The sequence below is a fragment of the Nocardioides kribbensis genome (assembly GCF_015070375.1).
GTDB lineage: Bacteria > Actinomycetota > Actinomycetes > Propionibacteriales > Nocardioidaceae > Nocardioides > Nocardioides kribbensis.
In genome coordinates this window covers 575,190-588,065 of record NZ_JADCLL010000002.1, presented here as the reverse complement: position 1 = coordinate 588,065, position 12,876 = coordinate 575,190, and the positions used below count along the sequence as shown (strand labels likewise).

Here is a 12,876-nt window from a genome sequence, read left to right as displayed (position 1 = left end):
TCCGGGGACGGTGGGCGAGGGGGTGGCTGGGGGGCCGGACGGCCCGGTGCGGCGCGAGCATCAGCTGTACGAGCGGCGCTGGTCGGGCGGGGGGACGGTGCCGCCCTTGTACTCGACCGGGATGCCGCCGAGGGGGTAGTCCTTGCGCTGCGGGTGGCCGGGCCAGTCGTCGGGCATGAGGATCCGGGTCAGCGAGGGGTGGCCCTCGAAGAGCACGCCGAACATGTCCCACGTCTCCCGCTCGTGCCAGTCGGCCGTGGGGTAGACCGGCACCAGCGACGGCAGCCGCGGGTCGGTGTCGGGCACCGCGACCTCGAGGCGGATGCGGCGGTTGTGGGTCATCGACAGCAGGTGGTGCACGACGTGGAGCTCGTGGCCGGTGTCGGCGGGGTAGTGCACGCCGCTCACGCTCGAGAGCAGCTCGAAGCGCAGCCGGGGCTCGTCGCGCAGCAGCCGCGCCAGCACCAGGAGGTCGTCGGCGCGCACGTGGAAGGTGATCTCGCCGCGGTGCACCACGACGCTCTCGACGGCCCGCTCGACGCCGGCGTCGCGCGCCGCGACCTCGAGGGCGTCGGCGACCTCGTCGAACCAGCCGCCGTAGGGCCGCGCGGTGGCGGCGGGGTGGCGGACGGCGGCGCGCAGGCCGCCGTAGCCGCTGGTGTCGCCGGAGCCCTTGACGCCGAACATGCCGCGCCGCTCGCCGACCTGGCGCACCGTCTGCGAGCCCGGCTGGCCCTCGGGCGGTGCCGGGAGGTTCTCCGGGGACTGGTCGGTGGCGGCCTGGTCGACCGTGCCGCGGGCGCCGCCCTGCGTGGGCTCGTCGGGGCTCATCGCAGCAGGCCCGTGCGGTCGGAGGTCGGCAGCGCGGTCAGCGCCTCGGCCTCGAGCTCGGCGATCTGCGCGGCGCGGTTGGCGCCGAGCTTGGTGGCCTGGACCTGGTCGTGGAGCTTGAGGATGGCGTCGATGAGCATCTCGGGGCGCGGCGGGCAGCCCGGGAGGTACATGTCGACGGGCACGACGTGGTCGACGCCCTGCACGATCGCGTAGTTGTTGAACATGCCGCCGGAGCTGGCGCACACGCCCATGGCGAGCACCCACTTGGGCTCGGCCATCTGGTCGTAGATCTGGCGCAGGACGGGCGCCATCTTCTGGCTGACCCGGCCGGCCACGATCATGAGGTCGGCCTGGCGGGGGCTGGCCCGGAAGACCTCCATGCCGAAGCGGGCCAGGTCGTACTTCGGGCCGCCGCTGGTCATCATCTCGATGGCGCAGCAGGCCAGGCCGAAGGTGGCGGGCCAGAAGGAGGCCTTGCGCATGTAGCCCGCGACGCCCTCGACGGTCGTCAGCAGGACGCCGCTGGGGAGCTTCTCCTCGATACCCATCAGTGCTGTCCTCTCGGTCCCACGCGGATCAGTCCCACTCGAGGCCGCCGCGACGCCAGACGTAGGCGTAGGCGACGAAGACGGTGGCGATGAAGATGACCATCTCGACCAGACCGAAGAGGCCCATCGCGTCGAAGCGCACGGCCCACGGGTAGAGGAAGATGATCTCGATGTCGAAGACGATGAAGAGCATCGCGGTGATGTAGTACTTCACCGGGAAGCGGCCACCGCCGACGGGCTGCGGAGTGGGCTCGATGCCGCACTCGTAGGAGTCGAGCTTGGCGCGGTTGTAGCGCTTGGGCCCGGTCAGCGTGCTGACGGCCACCGAGAAGACGGCGAAGCCGGCGGCCAGGGCCGCCAGCACCAGCACCGGTGTGTAGAGCTCCATCGTCCGACCTCCCGTGGCACACGTCCGTGTCGACGCGCCCCGAGCGATGCCCGACGAAAGCCCCTTGTGGCCTTGTGAAGAGAATCACTAAGTGGCGCAGGACACATACTGCCACTCGCTCGCGGGCGTGGCGACCCGGGGGTGGCCCCGGTCACATTCCGCGTCGGCGAGGAGTCGTGCGCGGCGCTGACCTGCGGATTTAACGCACCCCGGGCTTGCGTTAATGGCCGTCGACGACGGCATGGCCGGCCCGGTCGGTCGCTGCCGGTCCCGGGTCGGGCCCGGCTGGGCTCGGGTGGGCTCAGGCGGTGGCGCGGTGGAGGGCGACGACGCCCCCGGTGAGGTTGCGCCACTCGACGCCGGCCCAGCCCGCCTCGGCGACGAGGTCGGAGAGGCCCTGCTGGTCGGGCCAGGCCCGGATCGACTCGGCGAGGTAGACGTAGGCGTCGGGGGCCGAGGAGACGGCCCGGGCGATCGGCGGCAGGGCCTTCATCAGGTACTCGAGGTAGACGGTGCGGAAGGGCGCCCACGTCGGGTGGCTGAACTCGCAGACCACCAGCCGGCCACCGGGCCGGGTCACGCGGCGCATCTCGCGCAGGCCCGCCAGCGGGTCGACGATGTTGCGCAGACCGAAGGAGATGGTCACGGCGTCGAAGGTGGCGTCGGCGAAGGGCAGCCGCGTGCCGTCGCCCGCGGTGAAGGGCAGGTGGGGCCGGGCCTGCTTGCCCACCCGGAGCATCCCGAGGGAGAAGTCGCACGGCACGACGGTGGCACCACGGTCGTGGAAGGGCTCGCTCGAGGTGCCGGTGCCGGCGGCGAGGTCGAGGACGCGCTCGCCGGCGACCGGCGCGACGGCCTCGATGACGTCGTGGCGCCAGCGGCGGTCCTGGCCCAGCGAGAGCACGTCGTTGGTGACGTCGTAGCGACGCGCCACGGTGTCGAACATGCGACGGACGTCGATGGGTTGCTTGTCGAGCTGCGCGCGGGCCACGACCCCGAGGTTAGCCCGCGTCCAGGCGTCGCACCCCACCGCACACCACCACCCGCACCGCACCACCGCACCGCACCATCGGGCGGGCGCCGGGAGGGCGCCGGGCGATCGCTGCCGGGACCCGGGCAACCGGAGGCCCTCCTCGTGCGTCTCCCTGGTGACCGGCTCGACCCGGTCGGCCACCCACACACCACGAGGACCTCCCATGCCCCTGCTGCGCCGCCTCTCCCTCGCCCTCGGCCTGGCCGTGGCCCTCGTCCTGGTCGCCGTGCTCGGCGCGACCGCCCTCGGCGGGTCCGGTGGGCACGAGCGCTCCGACCGCGCGGGGGCCGCCGACCCGCGACCCGGCGCTGCGGCCGAGCGCCGGCCCGCCCGTCCCGCGGCCGAGCCCGCCCCCTGGTCGACGCCAACGGCCACGACCGCGCCCACGCCGCCGCCGCCGCCGACAGCCACAGCCACGCCGTCCCCCACACCCGAGCTGGTGCCCGGTCCGGCACTCCTCTCTCCCGGCGACGACGGCGCGGAGGTGCGCGAGCTCCAGGCCCGGCTGGCCCAGATCGACTGGTTCGACGCCGGGCTCACCGACCACTACGGCGAGATCACGGAGGCGGCGGTGCGCGGCTTCCAGGACAAGCGCGCGATCCCGGTCACCGGCGAGGTCGACCAGCGCACCATGGACCGGCTGCTGGCCATGACCACCGAGCCCACCGACGCCGAGCTCGAGGGCCGCACGCAGCAGGCCGGTGCGCTCGACCCGCGCTGCCTCGAGGGCCGGGTGATCTGCGTCGACAAGAGCACCAGCACGCTGCGCTGGGTCGTCGACGGCGAGGTGCTGCGCACCCTCGACGCCCGCTTCGGCGCCGCCGGGACCCCCACCCGCGAGGGGGTCTTCGAGGTCTACCGGATGAGCCGCGACCACGTCTCGAGCCTCTACGACACCGCGATGCCCTACGCGATGTTCTTCTCCGGGGGCCAGGCCGTGCACTACTCCCCCGACTTCGCCGCCACCGGCTACGCCGGCGCCTCGCACGGCTGCGTCAACACCCGCGACCTCGCCGGGGTCGCCGCACTCTTCGACGAGGTCCGGCTGGGCGACGACGTGGTCGTGTACTGGTCCTGAGACCGTGCCGGCGGCGGTCGGGGCCGGCCGCGTGACCGACCGTGAGGCGTCGATGAGACGGGTGAGAGCCCTCTCATCGGCGCCTCACGCGTGCCTCACCGCACCGCCGCAGAGTTCTTCTCGTCACCCCACCGGGGTGGCCGACCCGGCCTCAGGGCCGGGCGGACCGCACGAGAGAGAAGAGACCGTCATGGCACGCTCCAGCATCTTCACCGCCGTCAAGCCGGCCACCATGGCCCGCCGCGCCGACACCGACAGCCGCGACGGCGGCCGTCGCCGGCGCCGCCGTCGCAACCGTCGCAACCGCAGCCGCTCGCGCTCGCGCACCAACTGAGGCCTCGGCTCACCCGTCCGCCGACCCCCCGTCGGCGGACCCGGACGACGGGGGTGGCTCCCACGCAGCGAGCCACCCCCGTCGCGGCCGTTCCCACCACCGGAGGAGACCCCCGATGCGCCGAGCCTGGCGGAGGCTGATCGCCTCGTTGCGCCCCGCGGCCGACGCCGCACCCGTCGTCGACGCGGCCCGGCAGCTGACCGTGCTCGCCGTCGTACGCCGCTTCTGGCCACGACTGCGTCCGCTGCGCGGCTGGCTGGCCCTCGGGCTGGTGCTCCTGGCGGCCGCCCCGGCCATCGAGGTCGTCGAGATCGTGCTCTTCCAGCGCCTCGTCGACGACGTGCTGGTGCCGGCCGACTTCTCCCCGCTCCTCACCCTCGCCGTGGCCTACCTCGCGCTCAACCTCGCCAGCGGCCTGGTCTCCAGCGCCGACGACTACCTGTCCACCTGGGTCTCCCAGCGCTTCCTCGTCGACCTGCGGCGCGACGCCTTCGAGCACGTCCTTCACCAGCCCGCCACGGTGCAGGACCGGCGCCGCCTCGGCGACACCATGGCCCGCCTGACCTCCGACGTGGGCGCGGTGGAGAGCTTCATGGTCGGCCAGCTCGCCACCGGCCTGGGCGCCCTGCTGCGGCTGGTGCTCTTCGTGGGCGCGCTGCTGTGGCTGCAGTGGGAGCTCGCGCTCGCCTCGCTCGTGGTCGTGCCCGTCTTCTGGTGGGTCTCCAGCCACTTCGCCCGCTTCACCCGCGACGTCTCGCGCGAGCGCCGCCGCCGCGGCGGCTCGCTGTCGAGCATCACCGAGGAGAGCCTGGCCAACGCCACGCTCGTGCAGACCTACGGCCGCGAGCGCGAGGCCGTCGCCGACTACGACCGGCAGAACCGCGCGATCGCCGCGGCCGAGCTGGCCGGCAGCCGCGTGCGGGGCCTCTTCCTGCCGCTCGTCGACCTGGCCGAGCTGGTCGGGGTGCTGCTCGTGGTGACCCTCGGGGTCTGGGCGCTCTCCACCGACCGCCTCACCCTCGGCGGGCTGCTGGCCTTCCTCACCCTGCTCATGCAGTGCTACCGCCCGGTGCGCGACCTCAGCGACCTGGTGCCGTCGCTCTTCTCGGCCACCGCCGGCGTCGAGCGCCTCGTGGAGCTGCTCGACGAGCCCCGCGCGGGAGACCGGGCGGGGGCCACCGCGCTGCCCGGCGGCCGGGGCGCCGTGGACCTGAGCGCCGTGACCGTGCGCTACCCCGGCGCAGCACGCGACGCCGTCAGCGGGCTCGACCTGCACGTCGCGCCGGGCGAGCGGGTCGCGGTCGTGGGTGCCAGCGGCTCGGGCAAGTCGACCCTCGCGCGGCTGCTGACCCGTCAGGTCACCGCCGACGCCGGTGTGGTCGCCGTCGACGGCCACGACGTCGCCGACCACACCGCCACCTCCGTGCGCGCCGCGGTCACCCTGCTGCTGCAGGAGCAGCTGCTGCTCGACGCCAGCGTCCACGACAACATCGCCTACGCCCGGCCCGGTGCCACCCGCGCCGAGGTGCGCGCCGCCGCCCGGGCCGCCGACGCCCACGCCTTCGTGGAGCGGCTCCCCCAGGGCTACGACACCCGGATCGGACAGCGCGGACGCACGCTCTCGGGCGGCCAGCGCCAGCGCCTCTCGCTGGCCCGCGCGCTGCTGCGCGAGAGCCGGGTGCTGGTGCTCGACGAGCCCACCACCGGGCTCGACCCCGACGCCACCCGCCGGCTGCTGGAGGCCGTCACCGACCCTGCGCTGGGGCGCACGGTGCTGCTGCTCACCCACGACCCGCTCGCCCTGGAGTACGTCGACCGCGTCGTGCGGCTCGAGGACCTCGCCGACCACCCACCGGCCGACCCGGCCGACCCCGTGCCCGTCGCCGCGGCGGTGTCCCGGTGAGCGGGCCGCGCCCGGGCAGGCTCCTCGCGGGCGGTCGCGACGCCGTGCCGGGACCCGCGCCGGAGGTCGCCCCCGGCGAGCCGCTGCTGCCCGGCTACCGCGCGGTGCAGCGCCTGGCCCACGGACGCCGCCTCGACACCTGGGACGCCTACGACGAGGAGCGCGGCTGCCGCTGCGTGGTCAAGGTCGTGCGCGCCGACCGCCGCCACGAGCGCGAGGTCGTCGACGGGGTCCTGCGCGAGGGCCGCATCGTGACGACGCTGACCCACCCGCACCTGGTGCGCGGCTACGCCGTGCTCACCGACCCGCGTGCGGCGGTCGTGCTCGAGACCCTGCGCGGCGCCACCCTGGCCGCGGTCGTCGAGGACGGCGCCCTGGGGGTCGAGGACACCGCCCTGCTCGGTCTGCAGCTGGTCTCGGTGCTGGGCTACCTGCACCGCCACGACTGGCTGCACCTGGACCTCAAGCCGGGCAACGTCGTGGTCGAGCACGGCAAGGCGGTGCTGCTCGACCTGAGCCTGGCCGCGCGACCCGGTGCGGGCCGCCCGGGCGCCGGCACCCCCGGCTACCTCGCCCCGGAGCAGGTCACCGGCGAGGGCCTCGCGCCCGCGACCGACGTGTGGGGGCTCGGCGTGCTGCTGCGCGAGGCGCTCAGCGGCGAGGAGCCGACACCCCCCGCGCGGTGGCGGGCGCGGCGTACGGCCCCGGTGCGGGTGGCGTCCCACGCGCCGGCGGAGCTGGCGACGCTGCTGGCGGCGTGCGGCGACCCCGACCCCGCGGGCCGTCCGCGGCTCGTCGACGTGCGCGCCGTCCTGGCGGCGTACGCCGACGACGGCACGCGCCTGCCCTGAGCGGGCCGGTCGGGCCGGGTCAGTCCTCGGAGCCGGCGAGGTCGTCGAGCACGGCCACGGCCTCCTCGGCGGTGATCCCGCCGCCCTGGATCCAGTACGTCGTGCCCTCGGCCCCCAGCTGGCAGGTCACGCCGGCGGGGTCGTCCTCGGGCACGGGCTGGCCGGCCGGCACGTTCTGCCCGTAGGTGAGCTGGCACACCGCGTCGCCGACCCGCTCGAGCTCGGTGGAGCTGCGGGCGAGGTCGAGCAGCGCCGGGTCGACGGGCAGGGCGCCGGGGATGAACAGCCCGGCGGGCACGCCGACCACGGCCACGGCCGCCTGGCGCTGCAGCGCCTCGTCGGCGTAGATGCGGACCTCGGCGGGGGCGTCGAAGACCTCGCCCAGCCGCTCGCCGGCCGACTCCTGGAGCTCGGTCTGGCGCTGCGTCAGCTCCTCGGCCTGGGCCGGGTCCTGGCCCTCGGGGGCCTCGACGCCGAGGTCGAGGGCCCGCAGGCCGCCCGGCAGCTCGTCGGGCAGGGCCGCGACGCTGTCGGCGCCGGAGAGCTCCTCGGCGCCGCTGTCGATCCTCGGCAGGACGACGGCGAAGACGACCATGAGGGCCAGCAGGACGGCGCCGAGGACGACGCCGGCGACGCGGGTACGAGCGATGGTGGGAGTGGTGGTCACGGCGGTGACGTTACCCACGCCTCGGTCGGGATCGCCCATCGGCTGAGTACCCTCGAGACGTGAGCACCAGCGAGACCTCCGGCGCGACCGCGGACCGTCTGGCCGCCGGTCCCCTGGTCGCTCGCACCGTCGTGGTCGAGCCGGGCCACGTCGACTCGCTGCTGTCCCTGCTGCCTGCGGACCGTCCGGTCACGTGGCTGCGTCGCGGCGAGGGTCTCGTCGGCTGGGGTGTCGCCGCCGAGCTGCGCACCGAAGGGCCGACCCGCTTCGCCGACGCCGCGAAGTGGTGGTCGGAGCTGGTCGCGCGCTCGGTGGAGCACGACGCGGTCGACGAGCCGGGCACGGGCCTGGTGTGCTTCGGCTCCTTCGCCTTCGCCCACGAGCCGGGCGACTCCGTGCTGGTCGTGCCGTCGGTGGTCGTGGGTCGCCGCGGCGACCTGACCTGGGTGACGACCATCGGCCCGGCCGAGCAGGAGGGCGGGTCGCCCGACCTGGCCCCCGCCGACGACCCGGCGGTGCCGGTCGGGATCAGCTTCGTCGACGGCGCCCTGGACGGCGAGCGGTGGATGAGCGTGGTGGCCGACGCGGTGGCCCGCATCGAGGCCGGCGACCTGGAGAAGGTCGTGCTGGCCCGCGACCTGCTCGCCACCGCCCACGCGCCGGTCGACGTGCGCTGGCCCCTGCGCCGCCTGGCCGAGAGCTACCCCATGTGCTGGACCTTCCACGTCGACGGCATGTTCGGCGCGACCCCCGAGATGCTGGTGCGCCGCGAGCGCGGGCTGGTGACCTCGCGGGTGCTGGCCGGCACCATCCGTCGCAGCGGCGACGACCAGCGCGACCTGGCGCTGGCCGCCGCGCTGGCCCGCTCCTCCAAGGACCTCGAGGAGCACGAGTACGCCGTGCGCTCGGTCGCCGACGCCCTCGAGCCGCACTGCTCGTCGATGAACGTGCCCGAGGCGCCCTTCGTGCTGCACCTGCCCAACGTCATGCACCTGGCCAGCGACGTCGCCGGCGTGGTGCACGACGCGGCGACGGTCTCGTCGCTGCAGCTGGCCGAGGCGCTGCACCCCTCGGCGGCGGTCGGCGGCACGCCCACGGCGGCGGCCACCGCGCTGATCCACGAGATCGAGGGCATGGACCGCGGTCGCTACGCCGCGCCCGTCGGCTGGATGGACGCCTCCGGCGACGGCGAGTGGGGCATCGCGCTGCGCTCGGCGTCGGTGGACGGCTCGACCGTGCGCCTCTTCGCCGGCTGCGGGATCGTCGGCGACTCCGACCCCGAGTCGGAGCTGGCCGAGGCCCAGGCGAAGTTCGTGCCCGTGCGCGACGCCATCACGGCGACGGAGCCGTCGCCCCCAGCCGCAGGTTGAGCCCGATCGCCGCGGCGTTGTCGGGGTGGTGGAAGGTGCGCAGCCGGGTGTGGCCGCGCGAGCGCGCCCAGCGCACCGCCTCCAGCTTCATCGCCACCGCGAGCCCGCGGCCCCGACGCTCGGGCACCACGCCGGTCATCTCGCCGAAGGCGTAGCCCTCGAGCGGGCGCAGCGAGGTGACGCTGAGCCCCACCCAGTGCTCGCCCTCGACCGCGACGACCGCGCCGTGGGGGTCGTAGGAGGCCGCCGCGCACCGCTCGGGCACCCCCGCGGACAGGTCGGCGCCGGGGTCGTCGGCGGCGCAGCGCGCCCAGAGCGCCTCCAGGCGGCGACGCTGCCGTGCGCCGTCGCCGAGGCGGGCCATCGTGGTAAGGGCGACGCCGGCGGCGGTCGCGGCGTCGAGGCAGGGCAGGAACGGTGTCTCGTCGAAGGCCGCGAGGTCGAGCTCGAGTCGCACCCAGGCCGTCACGGCCGCCCCGCTCAGAGGTCGGCGCCGTCGGGCAGCCGGGTGTAGGCGCTCCCGGCCGGCTCGAGGAAGCGGCGCAGGTGGCCGTCGACGATGTCGAGGCCGGCCTCGGAGTAGACGCGGTCGTGGATCGCCAGCACCCGGGGGGCGCCGACCTCGCGGGCGAAGTCGATGGCCTCGGCGGCCTTGAGCCACGGCGCGCTGACCGGGCAGAGCAGCACGTCGACGGGCTCGCCGGGCGGCGTGAGGGCGTCGCCGGGGTGGTAGACGCGCTGGTCGCCGCAGGTCACGACGTAGCCGCTGTTGTCGATGCGGGGCAGCTCGGGGTGGATGACCGCGTGGCGCTCGCCGACGGCGCGCACCGGGAGGCCCGCGGCGGTGAAGCGCTCGCCCGGGGCGACCACGACGAGCCGCTCGGCGACGTCGGGGGCGTCCTCGCGGATGCGGGCCGCCACCGCCTTGATCGTGACGACGGGCGCGTCGCTGAGGCGCAGGTGCTCGGCGAGGTAGTGGTCGGGGTGCTCGTGGGTCAGCAGCACCGCGCCGGCCCCGTCGAGGGCCGCGGCCGCGTCGGTGAAGACCCCGGGGTCGACCACCAGCACCCCGCCGTCGTGCTCGACCCTCACGCAGGCGTGGCCCAGCTTGGTGATGCGCATGGCCCCCACCGTAGCCATCCCGCGACCCGGGTGGTCCCTACGATGCAGGGGTGAGCACGAGCAGCCCCCGACCCGCTCCCGCCGTGCGGCTGCGCGAGGCGACGCCCGAGGACGCCGAGGCCCTGACCCACCTGCACCTCGACGTCTGGGACGACGCCTACGCCGGGCTGGTGGAGCAGCGCGTGCTCGACGAGCGCCGTGCCGACGTGCCGGCCCGCGTGGAGCGCTGGCGCGGCATCCTCGCCGGCCCGCGCGAGGAGCCGCTGTGGCTCGCGGTCGAGGCGGGTCCCGGCGGCGGGGAGGAGCTGGTGGGCTTCGCCAGCGCGGGCCCGGCCCGCGACGGCGACGTCGACACCGCGACCGAGCTGTGGTCGCTCTACGTGCGGGCCCGGCTGTGGGGCACCGGGGTCGGCTACGCGCTGCTGCAGGCGGCGATCGGCGACCGCGCGGCGTACCTGTGGGTGCTGGCGGGCAACGACCGGGCCATCGGCTTCTACGAGCGGCAGGGCTTCCGCCTCGACGGCACCGTCGACGAGCTCGACGACGGGCGCCACCTGCGCATGCTGCGGGCCGGCACGTGAGCGTGCTCGACCTGGGCGACCCGTCCTTCGACGTCACCTCCGCCGCGGTGCTCGAGGCCCGCGAGCGCGACTGGTACGTCGAGACCACGTGGGGCTGGGCCGTGCTGCGCCACGCCGAGGCCACCGCGGTGCTGCGCGACCGCCGCTTCGCGCAGGGCAACGCCCGCTGGCCGGCGCAGAACGGCATCCACTCCGGGCTCTTCTCCGACTGGTGGGCCGAGACGCTGCTGAGCCTCGAGGGCGACGACCACGCCCGTGTGCGCCGGCTGCTCGCCCCGGCCTTCCGCGGCCGCGCGATCGCGGCGATGCGACCGCGCTTCGAGGCGCTGGCCCACGAGCTCGTCGACGCCTTCGCCGCCACCGGCCGCGTCGAGCTCGTCCACGACTTCGCCGAGCCCTACGCCGCCCGCATCATCTGCGTGCTGCTCGGCCTCGACGAGGCGCACTGGCCGCAGGTGGCCCGCTGGGCCGACGACCTGGGGGCGTCGTTCTCGGTCGACGTGGCCGCCCGGCTGCCGCGCATCGAGGCCGCGCTGGAGGGGCTGACCGGCTACGTCGACGAGGTGGTCGCCGACCGGCGGGCCCGGATCGCCTCCGGCCCGGCCCCCGGTCCGGACGACCCACCGGAGGACCTCGTGACCACGCTCGTGCGCGCCGCCGACGACGGCGAGCGGCTCACCGGGCGCGAGCTCAGCGTGGCGCTGGTCTTCCTGGCCTTCGCGGGCATGGAGACCACCCGCAACCAGATCGGCCTGGCCGTGCAGACGCTGCTGGCCCACCCCGACCAGTGGCGGCTGCTGGGCGAGCGCCCCGACCTCGGCGCCGCCGCCGTCGAGGAGGTGATGCGGGTCAACCCCACCGTCACCTGGGTGACCCGCGAGGCCCTCGAGGACGTCGACCTCGGCGGCCTGCGCGTGCCGGCAGGCGGCATCGTGCAGGTGCTCTCCCACGCCGCCGGCACCGACCCGGCCGCGATGGCCGACCCGTCCTTCGACATCGAGGCCCAGGCGCGGCGCGAGCGGCCGCCGCACGCCGGCTTCGGGGCCGGGGTGCACCACTGCCTGGGCCACCTCGTCGCGCGCACCGACATGGCCGTCGCCCTGCCCCTGCTCGCCCGCCGGCTGCCCGGGGCCCGCCCCGACGGCCCCGGCACCTGGCTGCCCGTGTCGGGCAACACCGGCGCGCTCCGCTTCCCGATCCGCTTCGACGTCCAGGAGGACGCATGACCGACCTGACCCGCACCGTGGGCGTCACCGGCTCGACGGGGGCGCTCGGCGGCCTCGTCACCGCGCAGCTCGCGGGCGCCGACTTCCGCCTCGACCTGCGCCTGCTCGTGCGCGACGCCTCGCGCGCCCCCGACGTCGACTGCGACGTGCGCGAGTGCACCTACGCCGACCACGCCGCGTCGCTGGAGGCCCTGCGCGGGGTCGAGACCCTCCTCATGGTCTCCGCGGCCGAGGCCGTCGACCGGCGCGAGCAGCACCGCACCTTCGTGCGGGCCGCCGCCGACGCCGGCGTGCGCCACCTGGTCTACACCTCCTTCGCCGGCGCCGATCCCGAGGCCACCTTCACCCTCGGGCGCGACCACCACGACGCCGAGACCGCGATCCGCGAGGCGGCCGCGGAGACCGGCATGGGCTTCACGTTCCTGCGCGACAACTTCTACGTCGACGTGCTGCCGCTCTTCGCCGACGAGGCCGGCGTCATCCGCGGGCCCGCGGGCGAGGGCCGGGTCGCCGCCGTGGCCCGCGCCGACGTGGCCGACGTCGCCGCCGCGGTGCTGCGCGACCCGGCCGCCCACGCGGGGGCGACGTACGTGCTGACCGGGCCGGAGGCGCTCACCATGACCGAGGTGGCCGCCCGCGCCGGCGCCGTGCTGGGCCGCGAGCTGCGCTTCGAGGACGAGGGCGTGGAGCAGGCCTACGCCTCGCGGCGCGCCGCCTACGACGCCGAGGACTGGCAGCTCGACGCCTGGGTCAGCACCTACACCGCCATCGCCGACGGCTCGTGCGCCCGGGTCACCGACGACGTGCGGCGCGTCACCGGCCACGACGCCCGCACCCTGGAGCAGGCGCTGGCCTGAGCCGCCGCCGGCCCGGCTGTCACGGCCCGGCTGTCGCGGCCCGGCCGTCCCGGGTCCGGCTCTCGCAGGCCCGGGCACCGCACG

General features: G+C 75.5%; 15 protein-coding genes. 8 read left to right on the top strand and 7 right to left on the bottom strand.

Features of this window, described 5'->3' with window-relative positions; genetic code table 11:
- Positions 1–60: 60 nt before the first annotated feature.
- From IR170_RS08360 to IR170_RS08345, 4 genes are all read right to left on the bottom strand, one after another.
- Entirely contained in the window at positions 61–831 is a 771-nt protein-coding gene (locus tag IR170_RS08360; protein ID WP_193661983.1) for an NADH-quinone oxidoreductase subunit C, read from the bottom strand.
- Complete coding sequence (locus IR170_RS08355; RefSeq protein ID WP_056864825.1) at positions 828–1,382, bottom strand: NuoB/complex I 20 kDa subunit family protein; 555 nt, start codon at positions 1,380–1,382, stop codon at positions 828–830. The genes IR170_RS08360 and IR170_RS08355 overlap by 4 nt, the downstream gene beginning before the upstream one ends.
- 28 nt (positions 1,383–1,410) lie before the next feature.
- Positions 1,411–1,770 (bottom strand): NADH-quinone oxidoreductase subunit A, encoded by a 360-nt coding sequence (locus IR170_RS08350; protein ID WP_193661982.1) that lies wholly within the window; start codon positions 1,768–1,770, stop codon positions 1,411–1,413.
- A gap of 301 nt (positions 1,771–2,071) precedes the next feature.
- Positions 2,072–2,761 (bottom strand): demethylmenaquinone methyltransferase, encoded by a 690-nt coding sequence (locus IR170_RS08345; protein ID WP_193661981.1) that lies wholly within the window; start codon positions 2,759–2,761, stop codon positions 2,072–2,074.
- A 205-nt stretch (positions 2,762–2,966) separates the two neighbouring features.
- Here IR170_RS08345 and IR170_RS08340 point away from each other — a divergent pair, with 205 nt between their 5' ends.
- The 4 genes from IR170_RS08340 to IR170_RS08325 all read left to right on the top strand — a co-directional run bounded on the left by IR170_RS08340 (position 2,967) and on the right by IR170_RS08325 (position 6,969).
- Positions 2,967–3,881 (top strand): L,D-transpeptidase family protein, encoded by a 915-nt coding sequence (locus IR170_RS08340; protein ID WP_193661980.1) that lies wholly within the window; start codon positions 2,967–2,969, stop codon positions 3,879–3,881.
- Positions 3,882–4,071: 190 nt separating this feature from the next.
- The gene (locus tag IR170_RS08335) at positions 4,072–4,215 is read left to right on the top strand and encodes a hypothetical protein (protein ID WP_156697935.1); all 144 of its coding nucleotides are present in this window, start codon (positions 4,072–4,074) and stop codon (positions 4,213–4,215) included.
- Positions 4,216–4,330: 115 nt separating this feature from the next.
- Entirely contained in the window at positions 4,331–6,118 is a 1,788-nt protein-coding gene (locus tag IR170_RS08330) for an ABC transporter ATP-binding protein (RefSeq protein ID WP_193661979.1), read from the top strand.
- Positions 6,115–6,969: a serine/threonine-protein kinase gene (locus IR170_RS08325; RefSeq protein WP_193661978.1), complete on the top strand. Its 855-nt coding sequence runs from the start codon at positions 6,115–6,117 to the stop codon at positions 6,967–6,969. Before IR170_RS08330 ends, IR170_RS08325 begins: the two co-directional genes overlap by 4 nt.
- Positions 6,970–6,988: 19 nt before the next feature.
- Here the strand turns inward: IR170_RS08325 and IR170_RS08320 are convergent, their stop codons facing one another.
- On the bottom strand, positions 6,989–7,636 hold the full coding sequence (locus tag IR170_RS08320) for a hypothetical protein (protein WP_193661977.1): 648 nt from the start codon (positions 7,634–7,636) through the stop codon (positions 6,989–6,991).
- A gap of 59 nt (positions 7,637–7,695) precedes the next feature.
- On the opposite strand from IR170_RS08320, the gene IR170_RS08315 reads away from it, so the two are divergent.
- Positions 7,696–9,006: an isochorismate synthase gene (locus IR170_RS08315; protein ID WP_319804973.1), complete on the top strand. Its 1,311-nt coding sequence runs from the start codon at positions 7,696–7,698 to the stop codon at positions 9,004–9,006.
- Here IR170_RS08315 and IR170_RS08310 read toward each other — a convergent pair.
- Together IR170_RS08310 and IR170_RS08305 are read right to left on the bottom strand one after the other, a co-directional pair.
- Positions 8,969–9,475: a GNAT family N-acetyltransferase gene (locus tag IR170_RS08310; RefSeq protein ID WP_193661976.1), complete on the bottom strand. Its 507-nt coding sequence runs from the start codon at positions 9,473–9,475 to the stop codon at positions 8,969–8,971. The genes IR170_RS08315 and IR170_RS08310 overlap by 38 nt on opposite strands.
- A gap of 11 nt (positions 9,476–9,486) precedes the next feature.
- Positions 9,487–10,128 (bottom strand): MBL fold metallo-hydrolase, encoded by a 642-nt coding sequence (locus IR170_RS08305; protein ID WP_193661975.1) that lies wholly within the window; start codon positions 10,126–10,128, stop codon positions 9,487–9,489.
- Between the two features lie 50 nt (positions 10,129–10,178).
- Here IR170_RS08305 and IR170_RS08300 point away from each other — a divergent pair, with 50 nt between their 5' ends.
- From IR170_RS08300 to IR170_RS08290, 3 genes are read left to right on the top strand one after another with little or no spacing between them, the layout of a single operon-like run.
- Positions 10,179–10,709 (top strand): GNAT family N-acetyltransferase, encoded by a 531-nt coding sequence (locus IR170_RS08300; RefSeq protein ID WP_193661974.1) that lies wholly within the window; start codon positions 10,179–10,181, stop codon positions 10,707–10,709.
- Entirely contained in the window at positions 10,706–11,935 is a 1,230-nt protein-coding gene (locus IR170_RS08295; protein ID WP_193661973.1) for a cytochrome P450, read from the top strand. The genes IR170_RS08300 and IR170_RS08295 overlap by 4 nt, the downstream gene beginning before the upstream one ends.
- The gene (locus IR170_RS08290; protein WP_193661972.1) at positions 11,932–12,792 is read left to right on the top strand and encodes an NmrA family NAD(P)-binding protein; all 861 of its coding nucleotides are present in this window, start codon (positions 11,932–11,934) and stop codon (positions 12,790–12,792) included. The genes IR170_RS08295 and IR170_RS08290 overlap by 4 nt, the downstream gene beginning before the upstream one ends.
- The last annotated feature ends 84 nt before the right edge of the window (positions 12,793–12,876 follow it).